Source organism: Ornithinibacillus californiensis (assembly GCF_001038485.1).
Taxonomy (GTDB): domain Bacteria; phylum Bacillota; class Bacilli; order Bacillales; family Amphibacillaceae; genus Ornithinibacillus; species Ornithinibacillus californiensis.
The window spans coordinates 88,532-106,152 of sequence record NZ_LDUE01000060.1; the positions used below are offsets into that span (position 1 = coordinate 88,532).

Sequence of the window (17,621 nt, forward strand, 5' to 3'; positions counted from 1 at the left end):
CCTTAGTAATTAATCCTAGGATCGATAAATTTATAGAGTAAGTCTACAATTAGATTAATAATGACAAAGAGAAATGCAATCACCAAAATACCAGACTGAATCACCGGATAATCTCGGTACGTAATTGCCTCGTAAATATATCGTCCAATACCTGGCCAGCTAAATATTGTCTCCGTAAGAATAGCTCCACCTAAAAGCACCCCAGTTTGTAGACCAATAACCGTTAAGACGGGAATGAGGGCGTTTTTTAGTGCGTGTTTGTAGATAATAAGCAATTGTCCGGATCCTTTTGCTTGAACCGTACGGATATAGTCGGATTTCATTACCTCTAGCATGCTGGAACGGGTCATTCTAGCAATAATTGCCATTGGAATGGTGCCTAGAGCTATGCTTGGGAGAACAAGGTGTTTCAATACTTGTACTGTCCTTGAAAAATCCCCTTGTATAATGGAATCCAGTACAAAGAAGTATGTAATTGGTTCCATTGGATCCCGATTGTCTTGCCTTCCGCTAGAAGGGAACCAACTTAATTCTTGAGCAAAAATCCACTGTTCCATTAATGCGAGCCAAAAGACTGGGATGGATACACCAATTAGTGCAATTAGCATTGCTAGAAAATCAAACCAGGAATTTTGCTTCCAAGCGCTAATAATACCTGCATTTACTCCGATAATGATGGCAAACAACATCGCGAATAGGGTTAATTCAAAAGTGGCTGCGATATATGGCCAAATCTCTTTAGAGATGGGGGACTTTGTTTTTAAAGAGGTTCCTAAATCCCCTTGAACTAAGTCGGAAACATAAATACCATATTGAACAACATATGGTTCATTTAATCCCATACTTTCCTCTAAATCTTTTATGGCGGTTTCGCTAGCGGTTTCCCCTAGTATTACTTGTGCTGGATTTCCAGGGATAAGATGAACTATAGAGAATGTAATCAAAGTCATTCCAATTAGTACTGGAAGTAGCATGAGTAATCGTCGCATCGTATAGGCAAGCATTCTTTCACCTCTGTTCTTCAAGTATCTACATATCTAGTAATAGGAAAGGGTAGTAGAAAAACTACTACCCTATATACCTATCGTATTAATTCGCTAATTCTACTTCTGCTAGAGATTCGCTTGTTGATGGGTGTGGTACATAGTTTTTAACGGCACTTGTCGTTGCTAGTACTGGTCGAGAGTGTACTAGTGGAACCATTGGCACATCTTCTGAGATTAATGCTTGTGCATCGCTGTATAAGGAAGCACGTTCTTCTTGGTCTACTGCTACTTTAGCAGCGTCTAGTAATTCATCTACTTCTGTGTTCTGATAGAAGCTTCGGTTACTTGTTCCAATGTTACTGCCGTGTAGTAGGCTGCTTAGGAAGTAATCTGGGTCACCGTTTGTACCGGACCAACCTAGCATATACATTTGGTGTTCACCATTCATAGTCTTCTCTAAGTAAGGAGCCCATTCCTCACGTACGATTTCGGCAGTAATACCGATATCGGCAAGGTTACTTTGTACAATAACAGCAACTGTTTCAGGGTCTGGCATGTATGGACGGGCAACTGGCATAGTCCATAGTTCAATTTCTAGTCCATCCGCATATCCAGCTTCAGCTAATAATTCTTTTGCCTTTTCTGGATCATAAGCATAAGGTTCTACATCATCGTTATAACCCATGTAGCTTGGTGGTAATGGATTCTTCGCAGCTACTGCATATCCAGCATATAACGCGTCCGCAATCGATTGGCGATCAATCGCATAGCTTATAGCTTGACGTAATGTTTGATTATCAAATGGTTCCTTTTGTGTATTGAATCCTACATAACCAAAGTTATTTTCAGCTCGTTCATAAAGAATTAGATTATCATCTGACTCTACGCCAACTGCATCATCGGGATTCAAACCATCCATAATATCAATTTCACCGGACTTTAGTGCAATCAGTCTAGCAGCGTTATCAGGAATAACACTAAATACTACGCGGTCTAGCTTTGGTAGACCTTCTACACGGTAGTCCTCAAACTTTTCTAAAATAATCGAGTCATCTTTACTCCAACTTACAAATTTGAAAGGACCTGTTCCTACAGGGTTTTCATTGATTGTTGCACCATACTCAGCAAGTGCTGCTGGAGATGTAATTCCAAAGTAGGACATTGCTAGGTTTTGTAGGAAGAATCCTAATGGGCGGTTTAATACAAACTGGATTTCATGGTCGTTCACCACATTGATTTCCTTTATGACATGGCCATCATCACCCTTGTAACCGCCAAACATTGTTCCATACATAGAGTACACATAGCCATCATCCGCAAATGCAAATTCATGACTAGGATCTGCCCAGCGTTCGAAGTTTACTTTAACTGCTTCTGCATTAAAGTCTGTTCCATCGTGGAACGTCACGCCTTCCTCTAAGTAGAAGTTATAAGTTAATCCGTCTTCGGATACATCCCAATCATGAGCTAGACCAGGCGTAACCTCGAAGGATTCTTTATCAAATTCAAGTAAACCTTCTAAAATTTGCTTCGTAACCCTGGAAGATTCCCCGTCTGTTGTACTTCCTGGATCAAGACTCTCTGAATCCCCACCACGAGCAAAAATTAATACTTGGTCACCACTAGCTTCATCAGTTTCTGGATCTTCTTCCCCTTCTGTTTCGCTAGTTCCTGGATCTGCTTGTTCTTCTGGATCTCCGTCTGTTTCGGAATCGCCACTACATGCTGCTAGAAATAGCAGGAATGCGAGCATTAATGTGATAAATAGTGAATACTTCAACTTCATAACATATCCCCCTTGGTTTTTTTAAAATATTGTAATATTTCGTTGCGTGTCTCAATTATATAAATGACAGGCAACAAAATGATTAACCTCAGCTTGCTCAAATGTTGGTCTTACCGTTTTACAAATATCCATTGCCACCGGACATCGTGTGTGGAATGCACACCCAGTTGGCGGGTTAGATGGACTTGGAACATCTCCCTCTAGGAGAATTCTTTCCTTCTCTACATCAGGATCCGGTACGGGTACCGCAGATAAGAGTGCTTTTGTATAAGGATGCTTTGGGTCATCATAGAGTTTTTCTTTATCCGTAAGCTCTACTAATCTCCCTAGGTACATCACACCTACTCGATCACTGATATGTTTAACTACACTTAAATCATGCGCGATAAAGACATACGTTAAGTTAAATTGATCGCGTAAGCCTTCCATCAAATTAAGAATTTGGGATTGAACTGATACATCCAGAGCGGAGACTGGTTCATCACAAATGATAAGCTTAGGATTATTAGCAAGTGCCCGAGCAATTCCAATTCGCTGTCGCTGACCTCCGCTAAACTGATGTGGATATCTAGACGCATGGTAGTCGCTAAGTCCAACTACTTCTAACAGCTCTTTGACTCTAGACTTTCGCTCCTTCTTACCCATACCATGGATAAGGAGAGGTTCACTAATAATCTTTTCAACTGTATGTCTTGGGTTTAGGGATGCATAGGGGTCCTGGAAAATAATCTGCATATCACGTCGCAACTTTCGCATTGCTTCGGCGCTTAAGGCTGCTATATTCTCACCCTCAAACTTTACTTCTCCCTCCGTTGGTTCGATTAACCGAAGGATGGTCTTTCCAGTAGTAGACTTTCCACAACCAGACTCTCCAACAATCCCTAATATTTCTCCTTCATGAACGGTAAAGGAGACGTCATCGACTGCCTTAACTTCTCCAACCTTCTTTCCAAAGACACCACCACGTACGTCGAAGTATTTCTTTAAATGATTAACTTCTAATATTGGCTTCTGCATCAGTAACTACCTTCCCTTCTGAATCGTCTAATAAAAAGCAACGACTGTAACGATTATTGATTATGGAAAATAGTTCAGGTGTTTCGGCAAAACAGCGGTCATGGGCATATTCACAACGATCATTGAACCGACAGCCAACGTTACCCATTTTAGGTTTCGGAACGGTACCAGGAATGGAATATAATTGTTGGTCTTTTTCATGGAGTTTTGGAATGGAGCGGATTAATCCTTTTGTATAGGGATGTTTTGGGTCCTTTAATATCTCCCTCGTTGTCCCTTCTTCCACTACTTGACCGGCGTACATCACGATGACACGATCACAAATCTCAGCTACGACACCTAAATCATGGGTAATCATTAAGATGGCGGTTTCCTTTTCTTGATTCAGCTTTTTCATGAGGTCTAGGATTTGTGCCTGAATGGTTACATCGAGTGCAGTTGTTGGTTCATCAGCAATCAAAATTTCGGGGTCACAGGACATGGCGATGGCTATCATGACTCGCTGCCTCATACCACCAGATAGCTGATGAGGGTATTCATTCATGACTGCTTCTGCACGCGGGATTCCTACAAGTTTAAGCATTTCAATCGATCGCTCATTTGCCTGCTTTTTGGTAACCTTCTGATGAATACGAATCGCTTCTCGGAGTTGATTTCCAATGGTAAACAAAGGATCTAATGAAGTCATGGGCTCCTGAAATATCATGGAAATTTCGTTACCCCGTATTTCCTTTATTCTTTTCTTCGATACGGACAGTAAGTCTTCTCCTTTAAAATGAATCGATCCGCCTACGATTTTACCTGGAGGGCTCGGAATTAATTGCATAATGGATAGAGAGGTAACGCTTTTTCCGCAGCCTGATTCACCAACAACTCCTACTACTTCTCCTTTATGTACGGTAAGACTTACACCATCGACTGCTGGTATCTCCCCTTGATCAGTAAAAAAGTGTGTATGTAGGTCTTCTATCTTTAGAACTTCATTTGGCACGTCAAGTCCCCCCTTTGGTTGTTTGAATTTCTTGACCTTTTAAAGTAGCATATTAAAAACTTGGCTACGATATTACTAGGGATAAAAAATAGCTCTCCAGTTGATAGTGTTAAATAATGCATTTTGCCTTAGCTTCACTTATTCCACATTTTAAAACAGAATTCCTGCCTATTGTCGAAACAATACAAATATTCCGTTAAGTCAACAAATCTCGACATCGATTCGTGTCGAAATAGTTTTGAGAAGTGAGGGGAGAGGGGGGTGAGTAGTAAAAAAGACTGCCAACTTTGGGCAGTCTAACGTAGGACAATATTAAAAAGTTTGCATATAAAAAATAAGTATCAAATCAAAAACAGCTAATAATCCGACAAAGCGCATCTTCACTAAAGGTATTGATAGAATTAAAGAAAATATGCTAAATGGTAGATAGAAAATGATCATACTAGCCCTAATACCTTCCTTTGCTAGTCCTAAAGGTGCCTCTGTATAGGTAACGATTTGATTGTAATCCTGCCATATCATACCTAAAATAAATAGTCTAAGAAGGATGACTCCAAAGAATATACTTCGTTTAAACCATATTAATTGGTAGAATGGTGGTTTACGAACTGGGGCAGGCGCTTCGTTATTATGATTGGATAGGGATATATCAAGCATGACGGTATCTCTTAGCAGCTCCCTGCACTCCTGGCAGTTCTCGCCATGTTCATCAATGACCACTTTTACATCCTTATTCAAATCTTCATATAAAGGAATCAATTCTTGGCTAAGTAAGTGAATCTTCCTATTTTGTGTCATCTTGTTTTATCCTCCCAACGAGTGATTTTTTTGCCCGGTAGACTCTTAGTTTTATCATGGAGACACTATAGCCTGTTAACTCTGAAATCTCTTCGTATGTAAACCCATAGTAATGCTTTGCTAGTAATAACTTTCTTGAATCTGCGGATAGGGAATCAAGGAGCTCATGAATATATTCATTTTCTAGCAATGCTTTATCTGGACTAGGAGTGATAGGTCCTAAGAGTGCCAATAAGTCATTATTCTCTAGTAGAGTAGGAGCGTGCTTTCTATAATGATCAATCAGCTTATTCTTCGTACAGGAAAGTAACCATGCTTTTTTATTGGTAATATGATGCATAATATTGGGCTGTTTCAATAAGGTAAGGAAGACTTCTTGAATCATATCCTTGATAAGATTTTCATCCTGCGTAAATTTAAAGAGGAAATGGTGCAAGTCAGTATAATACAAATGATAGTCGTCTTCGATTTCTTTAAACGGATCAAACATAACATAGTTACCTCCTCTCAGAAATAGAACGATTAGGAAGATTAAAAAGTTACAACGGTTTAGAATTATTTGGAGGATCGTGATTTGGTAAGAGAAAAAATCCATCCAAGGTGTTCCCCAAGGATGGATTACTTATTCGTCTGCCAGAGCAATAGAGGATTAACTTGGCTTTCTTGTAAAGGCATCTGTTTCATCTCTATCGAGCGATCGGCCTTGTCTACTTTTAGTTCTTTGTAAATAAACTGAGATTTTGTTAAGCCTACCCCAAATGCATCCTCTATCGATTGACAGTAGAACACCTTATCAATACCTGCAAAATACATCGCGGTTAGACACATGGGACAAGGTTCACCACTTGCGTACATCGTGTAACCTGCTAACTCACTTCTATCTAGCTTTGCTTGTGCTCTTCGAATGGCAATCAATTCAGCGTGCCCACTTACATCATGTTTCTTATGTAATTCATTTACACCTTCAGCGATGATTTGGTCATCCTTGACTAACACAGCTCCAAATGGCTGTCCGCCTTCTTTGACATTATCGATTGCTAGTTCCACTGCTCTTTCCATAAATGTATCCACTGTTATTGTCCCCCTATCAAGATTCATTTCGGTACAGCTTTAAAAATTCGGGTATATATAAAACAAATGATAAACTCAAGAAGATCCCGGTTACAAGCATTAATAGCGATGCGACATGGATATTGATTTCAGGAAAGGCAATTAAGATAAAAGTGGCTGCATAGAAAACGGCAGTAGAAGCCTTTCCAAACCACATCGCACCATCTAATTTTCTACCCCGATTAAGAAGAATCAGTCCATTAATCCCCATAAACAGTTCTTTCACAACTAGTAGTACTACTAAAATCCACATATATTCATACCGAAAAACTAGACAACCAACTATGGCAGCCTGTGTTAGTTTATCGGCTATGGGGTCTACCGCTTTTCCGAGTTCGGTGATTTGATTAAACTTCCGTGCGATAAGACCATCAAACATATCGGTAAGTCCAGATATAAGAATAATAATGGCGGCGATATAATAATCGTTGGTACTATTAGCTGTTATATAAATATAAACGAAGACAGGTATTAATAGTAATCTTATGTACGAAAGAATATTTGGTATGGTAAATATTTCTCTCTTAGTGAGCTTCATGATTTAGATCCCCCTAGAAGTGATGAACGATCAAGATAGTAGAATGTTCCTATTGGTATTGTAATAGTTTTGGATAATAATGGGAAGCGGAAGGTCGAAAAATAGGATTGGACTGCTAGATAAGTAATGGTAAACTTTGATTGGAAGGCTAGTTTGATTGCTATCTATCACTATATGGGAAAACCTGTCCTAATAGAATAGGAGAATATAAATGGAAGTGCGAAAGGTGAAACTAGATAAGAGGAAGCGCGTTATTATTACCTCAGATATTCATGCCAATCTTAATCTGTTGAAAAAGCTTTTAGCAAAAGTAAATTTCACACAGGAAGATTATCTTTTCATTAATGGAGATCTTTGTGAAAAGGGACCGAATAGTTTCGAAGTAATAGATTTTGTGAAAAAGCTAATGAGCGAAAATAAGAATGTATACGTAACAAAGGGAAACTGTGATGTCGTTCATCGGTATGTTTTAGATGGGAATGAGGGAATCTTAGCCTACATAAGAAATAGAAAATATTCTGTTCTCAATGAAATGATGGCCCTTCACAATAGATCAATTGACGACTTTGAAAATCTAGCTGAATTAGCAACCTTCTATCAGGAAGAATTTCCAGATGTCATTTCTTGGTTAGAGTCCTTACCTGATGCCTATGAAATCGACGAACATATTATTGTTCACGCGGGAATTGATAATATAGACGAATGGCAGGAGACGGCTGTCGATACGGCACTTTATACTAAAGCGTTCCAAGAGAAAGAGCATCAAGCGGAGAAAACAGTGATTGTGGGTCATTGGCCAGTTGTAAATTATCGTTCTCGTCAAGTAAGTTCTCATAATCCAGTTATAGATGAAAAGAAGTGAATTATTTCGATAGATGGTGGAAATCAAATAAAAAAAGACGGACAATTAAATGCCCTTATCATAGAATATGGAAAATACGCTTATACTTACGTGGATAATTTAGATAAAACAGCAATTATTCAAAGAGAGTACGCAACTAGCAAAAATCGAGTTGGTACAGTTACCTATCCGAATTACGACATGAGGATCATCAAGCCGGGAAGGTATTTTACAGAGTGTGAGAATATTAACCTTCGTACACGACAATGGATAAAGAATGAATACTTAATAGAAAAGAATGGTCGCATCTACTCAAAAGATGATCTTAGCGTGACTTTTTTAACTGTTAATCTTGGAGAATGTGTAAAAATAGTAGATGATCAGTGTGATGGCTATCTATTAATAAAAAAAGATAGTGGAGAAGTAGGCTGGATACCAAGGGAATGTGTGGCTATGTAGGCGTTATGGCTATTTTGTTTCATTGCAGTTTAAAGATGGAATAAGTCAGTTTAGGAAAAGTGAAATAATTTCTAAACTTTTTGGGCATACTTTCCATTAGGGCTTTTTTATGTGTTATAATATATTGTGTGCAAGCTAATGAGTAAAGGAAATGAGGTTGACACTACTAATTAGCTGTAATAAAATTATATTGAATTAAAGATATATCCAAAACTATACAATATAGTTTTTAATACGGGAATACAAAAAGTCTTTTAACGATTGAACAATAGAACTAAGACTGTGGATGAGTTTTGTCAAATCTCTTCTAGAGAGAAAGGAAGTAATTACATGGTAACATTATACGTTACACCAAGTTGTACATCCTGCAGAAAGGCAAAAGCATGGTTTCAAGAGAATAACATACCTTACAAAGAACGTAATATTTTTTCGGAACCGTTAACATTTGAAGAAATAAAGGGAATCTTACGTTTGACAGAGGACGGTACAGAGGAAATAATCTCGGAACGTTCCAAGGTGTTTAAAGAGATTGATGTGGATATTGAACAACTTCCGATGCAGGAGTTATATCAGCTAATCCAAGAAAACCCTGGACTATTAAGAAGACCGATTATCATTGATGAAAAACGTCTTCAAGTAGGTTATAACGAAGACGAAATTCGTCGCTTCTTACCAAGGTCAGTTCGTACATTCCAATTACATCAACTTCAAAAAATGGTCGATTAAAAAAAGGTGGGCACTTACAAGTGCTCACCTTTTTCGTATTAATAAACCTTATCCCCATTAAAGATAGAGTTTTTCACAACTACATAATCCACATTACGAATGGAATCTAATTTGTTTCCACCTGCATACGAGATAGAAGATTGAAGGTCTTGTTCCATTTCAACTAGCGTATCTTTCAGAGAACCTTTATGTTCCACTAGCATTTTCTTACCTTCCACATTCTTCTTTTCACCTTTTTGGTATTCAGAAGCAGATCCAAAGTATTCTTTAAATAGCTTTCCATCTCTCTCCACTGTTTCACCAGGAGATTCTTCATGACCAGCAAATAAGGAACCAATCATGACCATCGATGCACCGAAACGTACGGATTTAGCGATATCACCATGTGTGCGAATACCACCATCAGCAATAATTGGTTTGCTTGCAGCTTTTGCACACCAACGAAGTGCAGCTAACTGCCAGCCACCTGTACCAAAACCAGTTTTGATTTTAGTGATACATACTTTACCAGGGCCAATTCCGACTTTTGTCGCATCTGCACCAGCGTTTTCTAATTCGCGTACTGCTTCTGGTGTTCCAACATTACCAGCAATAACAAAGCTGTTTGGTAAATGTTTTTTAATATGTTGAATCATGTTGATAACAGCATTAGAATGACCATGCGCGATATCAATTGTAATATATTCTGGTGTTAGGTTATTAGCAGCAAGTTCTTCAACAAAGCCATATTCCTCATTTTTAACACCGACACTTATGGATGCGTATAGTCCACGTTCTTGCATGTCTTTAATAAAGTCCAGACGTTTTTCTGGTTGGAATCGATGCATGATATAGAAATAACCGTTTTCGGCTAATTGTAATGCGATTTTTTCATCTATAATAGTTTGCATGTTAGCGGGAACTACAGGTAATTTGAATGTACGTCCACCAAAGGTAACAGAAGTATCACATTCAGAGCGACTGTTCACGATACATTTTGCGGGAATTAGTTGAATATCTTCGTAGTCAAATACATTTTCCATTTATTACACCCCTAAATACGAATGATTTTTTAATATATAAATTTAATTGTTCGCCATTAGCTAATTTACTATATTTTGTTGAGTATGTCAAATACCATTATTAGGGTTATACTAATTAAGTTGTTATGACACAATAAAGGGGTTGAGACAAGAGTATTTCTAAAGAGTAAAATCGCACATTGTTATTAGTGCATATAACACGCCCCGGAAATATACTGCGCTTCCGTGGGCGGCTGGTGAGCCTCCTCAGAGCTAACGCTCTTGCGGGGTCTCACCTATGCCTGTCCTCCCACAGGACAAGGAAGGCTACGGCAGCGAAACATCGCACGCAAAAAAGCGGTCTTCTTTTTCAAGGAGTCTCCGTATATTTCCGGGGCTAATGTAGTGTTTATTCGTCTTTTACTGCCTTTGATTGAGTTATGTCCAACCTCTTTACATTTATTATTTCTTCCTTCGATACAAGTCCATTGTCTTATATCCTTGGGAGAGGACATCTACCATTTGTTCGATGCGTTTATCTTTTGTTTTTTGTTGTTTGACGGAAAAGACAAAGCGTGCCCAATCTCTTCTGTATCCAGGGGTAAGGCTTTGGTAGAAGGAAAGTTCGCTTGGATGGTTTGCTAGTATTGCCTCAATATCCATCACCTGGTCTTCATAATCAGCTACACATTGGCTAGGAGCGGTAGTCTTTTTTACTTTTTTCTTTTCACGCTTTAATCCAACGACTGTAAATACGTCATCCATGCTTACCATGCGTGAGAACTTAATATCACTTCCGTCAACATAGCCATCATCATCTACTTCTAATGCTGGAAAAATCTCATCTCGGTGAACATATGTATCATAGCGAGTATTTCCCTTTTTTGGATAGGCGAAAAATAGGTAGCCCTTTTCTGGCAGGAAGTGTGTGTGTTCGGTGATTTGCTTTATGTGTTTTACCATATCATCAAGTGTTTCGACAAATACAAAAATCGCATCGTGCTCCTTGGTTAGTTCTGTTTGGTAGTTCTTGAAAATGGTTTAGTCACTAGGCTCATGGAGAACAGCTAGATTGGTATATTTCGTTAATTTCAGTTTATCAATAATAGACATAGCTTTCTCCTTTCTAGGTATGAACCGGCTCTAATGTTTTTCCAGTTTCCAAGTAGCTTTTTAGGTTACTAATAATTGCTGGCCATCCGTTATTAAAACCTTCGTAAGTATCATCATTATGAACGATATCGGAAGGTAGTAACTGATCATGCTTTAGCGTTAATCTTACAACTGGTCCTAATTGTTTAATTAAGAATGTAACATGTGTCGGTTCTTCACGATTAGTAGTTTTATCCATAGTTGATGTCCATGTATAGGAAAGCATCTGATTTAGTTCCAGTCTAGTTATTGTCCCGTAGTCTACTATTTCTCCTTCTCGTAAATAGTTCACACTAGCCCCAATTTTCCATTCAGATTCAATAGCCGTCCCAAAGAAGTATTTTTCCGTATGTTCACTTTTCGTTAAAGCATTCCATAAACGTTCCGGTGTTGTTTCTATATAAGAGACATATGTAAATGAGGTTGTTTCCAAGTCTATTCCTCCATTTCCTTATCTTGTAATACTTTCTATTATATAGAATGATTATCCAAAAATATAATAAAGAAAGCAGATTGGGTATACTAGCAGATAGAATAAAGGGAGGGTGATAATTCATGCAAGCTGGAATATTTCTTGATCGTGATGGCGTGATAAATGAGGTATTATCGCAGCGAGTAAAATTCGTTAATAAACCTAGCGATTTTTATTTACTAGATGGTGTGGGAGAAGGGGTTAAATTGTTAAATGATGCAGGATATAAGGTCTTTGTCGTCACGAATCAAGGTGGGATTGGCCTAGGGTATATGAAAGAGACGGCCTTAGGGAAGGTTCATCAAAAAATGAAAGATGATTTGACGGAGTTTGGTGCGACGGTTGATGATATTGCATACTGTCCGCATAAACCCCATGCAGGGTGTGCTTGTCGGAAACCGAGGCCGCAGATGTTATTAGACCTGGCGAGGAAACATAATATTGATTTACATAAAAGCTATATGGTTGGCGACCGTGACCCGGATATCGAAGCGGGGAAGGAAGCGGGTACAACGACGGTGTTAGTTGGAACGCGAGAGAAGACATATAGTGAAGCGGATATGAAGTTTGCTGACCTGTTATCTTTTGCTAAGTGGTTGGTTGAGGGTGACTCTGTTTAAAAGAGTCACCTATACTACCTGCGTTAGCTGTGATCAGCATACCGCCACCAATAAAAAGTAGCGACCAACCCAATGATAGAAGTTACTATTACTATCATTAAATTTTCTATTCCAATTAACCCCTCTGTACCACTTATTCCACTAAAAAGAGCTGGTATTGCCCAAGGGAAGAATGCCCCATAACCAATTGCAGCAATAATCTGTGAAAAAACTACCATAAATACAACAAATCCCAATGGAGCTAGATATCCACGCCCGTAGCAAGCAACAAGTGCAACGGGTGTACTTAACGCCACAGTTAATAGTGTTGTGATGAATAAGGTTACTAGACCGTCGGATAAGATTGACACAGACCAATTAGGTAGAACGATTAATAGTCCAAGAAGGATACCTAATACAATAATATACAAGCTTAACAGTATATTAGCTATAAAAGCAGTGATGAACTTTGCTAGAATAATTGTCCCCCTCGGAAAGGGAAGCGCAATTAAATCTTTAACGGTTCTGTCGGTGTATTCACGGCCAAAAATCCAGCTCGTTACGAACCCAAAGATTAGTATTCCTCCTATTGCAATCATCTGGGCGAGTAAGCCAAAATAGGATGGCCAGTTAGCTTCCCCTGCAATTTGCGCCTTAGCTCCGATCAACCCTGTATTTTCGGCAAGTTCGGGATTTTTTAATATAAACATAAAAAGTCCACCCATAAGCGGTGCAATTGAAAAAGCGGCAAATATAATCCGAATCATCTTGGATTTACGTAATTTAAATAATTCCGTTTGAATGGCGTTAAATATTGGGTTCATATTAATTACCTCCCTTCGCTTGGGTTGCGCGTAAAAAGTAACTCTCTAAGTCTTCTTCTTCAACGGTTAATTTGGTCAACGAATGTCCGTGTTGAATGAGTACACGGGCGATATTCTCGGGATTGTCTATAGCACGTTGACTTTGTAATTCAATTAATCCTTCTTTTGATAGATTGGAATCAAACCCTTCCTGGCGTAATGTCTCCAATGTAGAAGGTTGGTTATGCGTATTTATGAGTAACTTTCTCGTTAGCAATTGGTTGAGCTCAGGTGATGATATTTCCTGCTGTAATTTACCCTCATGAATGATACCAATTTTTGTTGAAATTTTGGCAACTTCACTAAGTAGGTGACTAGAAATAAAAACTGTTACCCCATGGTTTGTTGCTAAATCCATTAATAACTCTCTAACCTCTACGATTCCGGCAGGGTCTAATCCGTTTACTGGTTCATCCAAAATTAGTATTTTAGGGTTGTGTAGTAATGCTTTTGCAATACCTAATCGCTGCGCATTACCAAGAGAAAGATTTTTGGCACGCTTATCGGCGTAACGCGTAAGATTTAACTTTTCCATGATGGTTGTAACCACTAAGGGATCCCGTATTGAATGAAGTCGACGAGATATATCCAGGTTTTCTTTTACGGTAAGTTCAGGGTAGGCATAAGGAGTTTCCACCATGTAGCCCACGTCTTTCCATATGGAATAGTTATGTAGCGATACCCTTTTCCCATTAATAAAGCAGGCTCCTTCACTTGGTTTAATCATACCAAGCAACATTCGTATCATCGTTGTTTTTCCTGCTCCGTTTAGACCAATAAAACCGTAGATTTCGCCTTTGTTTACTTGGAGTGATACCTTATCAAGTGCATGAAATCCTTTATAGCTTTTAGACAGACTTTCTGTTTGGATAACAGCTTGCATATCTTATTCCTCCTTTAGAACCCCGTTAACGGCTGTCTCAATAAAGAATTGCATTGTTTCAGGGTATTCTTTCTCTCCAATCTTCTCTTTTTGAAAGGATAGTAAAACTAAGGAACGTAAAATACTAGAAACAATCTCTGGTGGTTCAGTAAATGTTAATCCATATTTTTGCCATTCTTGTATTAAAGGAGTGAGAAAATCTGCATCCTTATTAAAATGAGCTGCTAGTTTTTCTGGTGGAAGTTTTCTAATGATTGCCTCCATCGTGTTTTCTGTGTATAGGTGTTGGAGAATGGGGGTATTTTCTATGGTGTTAATCATCTTTAGAATTATGTTCTTGATTGCTTCTTTAGGGTCCCTTCCAAGATCGAGGGTTAAAAGTTCCTCCTTTATCTTGGATTCTTCTATTTCGAGGATTTCAAAATAGAGTTCTTCCTTGGAATGGAAGAATTTATAAAAGCTCCCAGCAGCAATTCCGACTTTCTTTGTAATATCTTGAATACTAGTTTTTTGTAAACCGTGTGTGTTGAAAAGGCTTCTCCCTTGTTCAATTAACTTGCTCTTGATTATTTTCATCTCATGCTCTTGGAATCCTTTTGGCATAGGTTTTAATTCCTTTCGTTGAATGTATGAATAATATTATTTTATATTCATATAGAACATATCATGTAATACCAAAATATTCCACAATTTTCTCGAATTATATTTATCGTTAGAAGCTAAAAGTTTTGTAAACGTAAAAAGAATGCCAGTATAAGCACTGGCATTCTTCTATAGAGATAACAATTTGGAACGAGTTATTCACTGGCTAGTATAGGTTCTAATGCAGCGGTTTGCTGTTCCGCTACAATATAAGCATCTGATATCCCTGCGTTTTTCACCTGCTGCAAACGATCTTCTGCATTCTCGCGACTAGAAAACGCTCCTGCCTGAACGCGGTACCAGGTAACCCCAGAGATTAGTACCGTTCCTATGAAGGATTCGATACCTTTACTGCTCAGGTAAGCAACACGATCCTCTGCATTATCACGTGTTTGGAAGGACCCAGCAATGACCTTGTAAATGACATCTGTATCTCCTTGCTTTGGAGGTAGGTTAAACGCAAGGGCAATCCCATTTACGTGCCCCTGAGCTACTGCTTGTCTCCATGATGCTTGTTTCATTAGGTTTGCATCATGGGTATTATCTATAAAACCATTTTCCGTAAGAAGTGCGGGCATATTCGATTCGCGAAGGACATGGAAGTTTTCCTTCTTTTGCCCGCGGTTCGTGAGTTGATTGAGTTTGGTTATTTCTGTATGAAGAAGATCTTGGTATCTAGCAGTCAAAGATGAATCGGATAGATTACTATGAATGTAATCTTCATATCCTTGTGCTGAACCATTGAAGGCATTGCAATGGATGGATAAAAAGTAGTCAGCGCCCCAAGCATTTGCTTCGTCTGTTCGCTGTGAGAGGCTCTTAGTAGTATCACCAGTCCGACTCATTCGGACCTCGACATTTTCATAGCTATTGAGTAACGTATTTCGTATACGTAACGCAATATCTAAGTTTACTTCCTTTTCTAACAACCCGTTTCCACTAGCTCCGTTGTCTGAACCACCGTGACCTGGATCTAAATATAGTTTCATAACAAATCTCCTCCTAATTTTTTATATAGAAAGTATTTGTGAAACTCTGGGTGGGAAAACTATTGGATCTGATACGTTAGTTGAATATGAATTTTGTTAGGATGTGTCTAAGGGGATAGGAAATAGCATCAAACCTTGTCCCATTATTTTTCCTCCTCTCCTTTGGTACTGTTAGGATTCAACATCTGTTAGTTAAAACCCTTTATTTATCTGAAAAATGAGATAATATACTCAATCTAATATAGGAGTGAGGAATAAAGTAATAGAGGAAAGAGGCTAATTTGTTCGGAATGGTTCAGTACTATTTTCTTAGAAAGTTGACAGTATAATATTTCAAAATTCTACTATATTTAGAATAAGGTACTGCGTAACGGGAACTACACAGTACCGACAACTAACTGCATAAGGAGCAGTTGGCCAGCTTGCTATATGTTTGGTCTAGAAGTAATCGCTAACCTAGGTGGGAGCGGTTACTTCTTTTTATTGTTGTAAAAGTCAATTGTCGAATACCATCGAACTTCATTAAGTTTTTATAAATTCCAAAATTTAGGAGGATTACTTACGAACACAATAGAATATAGTATCTGTGTAGTACATTTCGAATATGAGGAGGAATAATCATGTCCAAAAAAGTATTAATTCTTGCTGGAGATGCAGTGGAAGCCTTAGAAATCTATTATCCTTACTTTCGCTGCTTAGAGGAAGGCTTCGAAACGGCGATAGCTGCATCATCACCTAAGAAGCTACATACTGTTGTTCATGACTTCATCGGTTGGGAAACGTATACAGAGAAAGAAGGGTATTTAATTGAGGCTTCGGAAAGCTTCGCCGATATTAACCCGGAAGAATTTGACGGATTAATTATCCCTGGTGGCCGTGCCCCAGAGCATATGCGGTTAAATGAACATGTGCCAGCAATTGTAAGTCACTTCTTTGAAGCGGATAAGCCAATAGCAGCGGTTTGTCATGCTGCTCAAGTACTAACAACGGTACGCGAGCACATGAAAGGTAGAGAATTAACGGCTTATATTGCTTGTAAGCCGGAAGTAGAGGCATTAGGCTCTACTTACGTCAGTGAGCCAAACCATACGGATGGTAACCTAATCTCTGGTCATGCTTGGCCGGATGTACCAGGTCTAATGAAAGAGTTTGTTAAACAAGTGAATGGTGTTGGGGTAGAGGCATAATTTAGCTGTAGGAGTAGTCATTAATTGGCTACTCCTACCTGTTTTTATAATATAGATTCATTATGGTAAAACTGTCAGATGAATTAGTAAAAGAATAATAGAAGAAGGTGTTGCGCGATGGTAAAAAGAATTAGCCCATATTTAGTAACAAACGGAAATGGACAAGAAGCTGTTAATTTCTACCAAGCGGTATTAGGTGCAGAATTACTAGGTTTACAAACGTTCGGCGATAACCCGATGGAAGGACAAGCCCTACCAGAAGAAGCAAAAGATCTCGTACTACATGCACTTCTAAAAATAGGCAACTCTGAGTTAATGATTTCGGATAATTTCCCAGGCTCACCATATCGTGTAGGTGATCACCTATCCATCGCGATTATGTTGGAAAGCCCAGAAGAAGCTAAGGAAATCTTTGCAAAATTAACGGATGACGGAAAAGTAGTTATGGACCTTCAAAAGACTTTCTGGAGCCCAATGTACGGACAAGTTCAAGATAAATTTGGAGTATTATGGCAAGTTTCAACAGAAGGAGAATAATCGTGATAAAATGGACTTGATGAAGAATCAAGTCTATTTTTAAT

Annotated in this window: 19 protein-coding genes and 1 pseudogene; 5 read left to right on the forward strand and 15 right to left on the reverse strand. The window is 38.6% G+C overall.

Translation table 11 applies throughout. The features are described from left to right. Positions 1 to 2 precede the first annotated feature (2 nt). The 8 genes from TE34_RS15465 to TE34_RS15500 form a co-directional block, all read right to left on the reverse strand. Complete coding sequence (locus TE34_RS15465; RefSeq protein ID WP_047985718.1) at positions 3 to 1,004, reverse strand: ABC transporter permease; 1,002 nt, start codon at positions 1,002 to 1,004, stop codon at positions 3 to 5. 85 nt (positions 1,005 to 1,089) lie between these two features. Further along, entirely contained in the window at positions 1,090 to 2,772 is a 1,683-nt protein-coding gene (locus tag TE34_RS15470; protein ID WP_047985719.1) for an ABC transporter substrate-binding protein, read from the reverse strand. A gap of 51 nt (positions 2,773 to 2,823) precedes the next feature. Then, positions 2,824 to 3,789: an ABC transporter ATP-binding protein gene (locus TE34_RS15475; protein WP_047985720.1), complete on the reverse strand. Its 966-nt coding sequence runs from the start codon at positions 3,787 to 3,789 to the stop codon at positions 2,824 to 2,826. Beyond that, positions 3,764 to 4,780, reverse strand: coding sequence for an ABC transporter ATP-binding protein (locus tag TE34_RS15480; RefSeq protein WP_047985721.1), 1,017 nt, complete (start codon positions 4,778 to 4,780; stop codon positions 3,764 to 3,766). The genes TE34_RS15475 and TE34_RS15480 overlap by 26 nt, the downstream gene beginning before the upstream one ends. A 312-nt stretch (positions 4,781 to 5,092) precedes the next feature. Next, on the reverse strand, positions 5,093 to 5,578 hold the full coding sequence (locus TE34_RS15485; RefSeq protein ID WP_047985722.1) for a hypothetical protein: 486 nt from the start codon (positions 5,576 to 5,578) through the stop codon (positions 5,093 to 5,095). Next, positions 5,565 to 6,068 carry an RNA polymerase sigma factor gene (locus TE34_RS15490; RefSeq protein WP_047985723.1) on the reverse strand — a complete coding sequence of 168 codons (504 nt, stop codon included), beginning with the start codon at positions 6,066 to 6,068 and terminating at the stop codon, positions 5,565 to 5,567. The genes TE34_RS15485 and TE34_RS15490 overlap by 14 nt, the downstream gene beginning before the upstream one ends. 128 nt (positions 6,069 to 6,196) lie before the next feature. Further along, positions 6,197 to 6,649 (reverse strand): nucleoside deaminase, encoded by a 453-nt coding sequence (locus TE34_RS15495; protein WP_047985724.1) that lies wholly within the window; start codon positions 6,647 to 6,649, stop codon positions 6,197 to 6,199. 16 nt (positions 6,650 to 6,665) lie between these two features. Continuing rightward, positions 6,666 to 7,226 (reverse strand): CDP-alcohol phosphatidyltransferase family protein, encoded by a 561-nt coding sequence (locus TE34_RS15500; RefSeq protein WP_047985725.1) that lies wholly within the window; start codon positions 7,224 to 7,226, stop codon positions 6,666 to 6,668. Positions 7,227 to 7,437: 211 nt separating this feature from the next. Here TE34_RS15500 and TE34_RS21520 point away from each other — a divergent pair, with 211 nt between their 5' ends. After that, on the forward strand, positions 7,438 to 8,088 hold the full coding sequence (locus tag TE34_RS21520) for a metallophosphoesterase (RefSeq protein WP_236687173.1): 651 nt from the start codon (positions 7,438 to 7,440) through the stop codon (positions 8,086 to 8,088). A 768-nt stretch (positions 8,089 to 8,856) separates the two neighbouring features. Continuing rightward, positions 8,857 to 9,252, forward strand: a complete 396-nt coding sequence (spxA, locus tag TE34_RS15510) for a transcriptional regulator SpxA (RefSeq protein WP_047985726.1) — start codon at positions 8,857 to 8,859, stop codon at positions 9,250 to 9,252. Positions 9,253 to 9,290: 38 nt separating this feature from the next. Here the strand turns inward: spxA and guaC are convergent, their stop codons facing one another. From guaC to TE34_RS15525, 3 genes and pseudogenes are all read right to left on the reverse strand, one after another. After that, the gene (guaC, locus tag TE34_RS15515; protein WP_047985727.1) at positions 9,291 to 10,274 is read right to left on the reverse strand and encodes a GMP reductase; all 984 of its coding nucleotides are present in this window, start codon (positions 10,272 to 10,274) and stop codon (positions 9,291 to 9,293) included. Between the two features lie 441 nt (positions 10,275 to 10,715). Then, positions 10,716 to 11,366 (reverse strand): annotated as a pseudogene (locus tag TE34_RS15520) (YdeI/OmpD-associated family protein). Between the two features lie 13 nt (positions 11,367 to 11,379). Further along, positions 11,380 to 11,838, reverse strand: coding sequence for an SRPBCC family protein (locus tag TE34_RS15525; RefSeq protein ID WP_047985728.1), 459 nt, complete (start codon positions 11,836 to 11,838; stop codon positions 11,380 to 11,382). A gap of 122 nt (positions 11,839 to 11,960) precedes the next feature. Between TE34_RS15525 and TE34_RS15530 the strand changes: the two genes are divergently transcribed. Continuing rightward, entirely contained in the window at positions 11,961 to 12,497 is a 537-nt protein-coding gene (locus TE34_RS15530; protein WP_047985729.1) for a D-glycero-alpha-D-manno-heptose-1,7-bisphosphate 7-phosphatase, read from the forward strand. A 23-nt stretch (positions 12,498 to 12,520) separates the two neighbouring features. Here the strand turns inward: TE34_RS15530 and TE34_RS15535 are convergent, their stop codons facing one another. From TE34_RS15535 to TE34_RS15550, 4 genes are all read right to left on the reverse strand, one after another. Further along, positions 12,521 to 13,300, reverse strand: coding sequence for an ABC transporter permease (locus TE34_RS15535; protein ID WP_047985730.1), 780 nt, complete (start codon positions 13,298 to 13,300; stop codon positions 12,521 to 12,523). Between the two features lies 1 nt (position 13,301). Next, on the reverse strand, positions 13,302 to 14,222 hold the full coding sequence (locus TE34_RS15540) for an ABC transporter ATP-binding protein (protein WP_047985731.1): 921 nt from the start codon (positions 14,220 to 14,222) through the stop codon (positions 13,302 to 13,304). Positions 14,223 to 14,225: 3 nt separating this feature from the next. Continuing rightward, on the reverse strand, positions 14,226 to 14,825 hold the full coding sequence (locus TE34_RS15545; RefSeq protein WP_047985732.1) for a TetR/AcrR family transcriptional regulator: 600 nt from the start codon (positions 14,823 to 14,825) through the stop codon (positions 14,226 to 14,228). Between the two features lie 194 nt (positions 14,826 to 15,019). After that, positions 15,020 to 15,853, reverse strand: a complete 834-nt coding sequence (locus TE34_RS15550) for an N-acetylmuramoyl-L-alanine amidase (RefSeq protein ID WP_047985733.1) — start codon at positions 15,851 to 15,853, stop codon at positions 15,020 to 15,022. A 620-nt stretch (positions 15,854 to 16,473) separates the two neighbouring features. Here TE34_RS15550 and TE34_RS15555 point away from each other — a divergent pair. Together TE34_RS15555 and TE34_RS15560 are read left to right on the forward strand one after the other, a co-directional pair. Beyond that, positions 16,474 to 17,040 (forward strand): DJ-1/PfpI family protein, encoded by a 567-nt coding sequence (locus TE34_RS15555; protein WP_047985734.1) that lies wholly within the window; start codon positions 16,474 to 16,476, stop codon positions 17,038 to 17,040. 117 nt (positions 17,041 to 17,157) lie between these two features. After that, positions 17,158 to 17,577 carry a VOC family protein gene (locus tag TE34_RS15560; RefSeq protein ID WP_047985735.1) on the forward strand — a complete coding sequence of 140 codons (420 nt, stop codon included), beginning with the start codon at positions 17,158 to 17,160 and terminating at the stop codon, positions 17,575 to 17,577. Positions 17,578 to 17,621 lie beyond the last annotated feature (44 nt).

What these genes read in the sequence shown, in the direction of transcription:
- TE34_RS15500 (WP_047985725.1), bottom strand. Translation starts at nt 7,226, where the DNA reads ATGAAGCTCACTAAGAGAGAAATATTTACCATACCAAATATTCTTTCG.
- TE34_RS15545 (WP_047985732.1), bottom strand. Translation starts at nt 14,825, where the DNA reads ATGCCAAAAGGATTCCAAGAGCATGAGATGAAAATAATCAAGAGCAAG.
- TE34_RS15485 (WP_047985722.1), bottom strand. Translation starts at nt 5,578, where the DNA reads ATGACACAAAATAGGAAGATTCACTTACTTAGCCAAGAATTGATTCCT.
- spxA (WP_047985726.1), top strand. Translation starts at nt 8,857, where the DNA reads ATGGTAACATTATACGTTACACCAAGTTGTACATCCTGCAGAAAGGCA.
- guaC (WP_047985727.1), bottom strand. Translation starts at nt 10,274, where the DNA reads ATGGAAAATGTATTTGACTACGAAGATATTCAACTAATTCCCGCAAAA.
- TE34_RS15470 (WP_047985719.1), bottom strand. Translation starts at nt 2,772, where the DNA reads ATGAAGTTGAAGTATTCACTATTTATCACATTAATGCTCGCATTCCTG.
- TE34_RS21520 (WP_236687173.1), top strand. Translation starts at nt 7,438, where the DNA reads ATGGAAGTGCGAAAGGTGAAACTAGATAAGAGGAAGCGCGTTATTATT.
- TE34_RS15530 (WP_047985729.1), top strand. Translation starts at nt 11,961, where the DNA reads ATGCAAGCTGGAATATTTCTTGATCGTGATGGCGTGATAAATGAGGTA.
- TE34_RS15535 (WP_047985730.1), bottom strand. Translation starts at nt 13,300, where the DNA reads ATGAACCCAATATTTAACGCCATTCAAACGGAATTATTTAAATTACGT.
- TE34_RS15555 (WP_047985734.1), top strand. Translation starts at nt 16,474, where the DNA reads ATGTCCAAAAAAGTATTAATTCTTGCTGGAGATGCAGTGGAAGCCTTA.
- TE34_RS15560 (WP_047985735.1), top strand. Translation starts at nt 17,158, where the DNA reads ATGGTAAAAAGAATTAGCCCATATTTAGTAACAAACGGAAATGGACAA.
- TE34_RS15475 (WP_047985720.1), bottom strand. Translation starts at nt 3,789, where the DNA reads ATGCAGAAGCCAATATTAGAAGTTAATCATTTAAAGAAATACTTCGAC.
- TE34_RS15490 (WP_047985723.1), bottom strand. Translation starts at nt 6,068, where the DNA reads ATGTTTGATCCGTTTAAAGAAATCGAAGACGACTATCATTTGTATTAT.
- TE34_RS15540 (WP_047985731.1), bottom strand. Translation starts at nt 14,222, where the DNA reads ATGCAAGCTGTTATCCAAACAGAAAGTCTGTCTAAAAGCTATAAAGGA.
- TE34_RS15465 (WP_047985718.1), bottom strand. Translation starts at nt 1,004, where the DNA reads ATGCTTGCCTATACGATGCGACGATTACTCATGCTACTTCCAGTACTA.
- TE34_RS15550 (WP_047985733.1), bottom strand. Translation starts at nt 15,853, where the DNA reads ATGAAACTATATTTAGATCCAGGTCACGGTGGTTCAGACAACGGAGCT.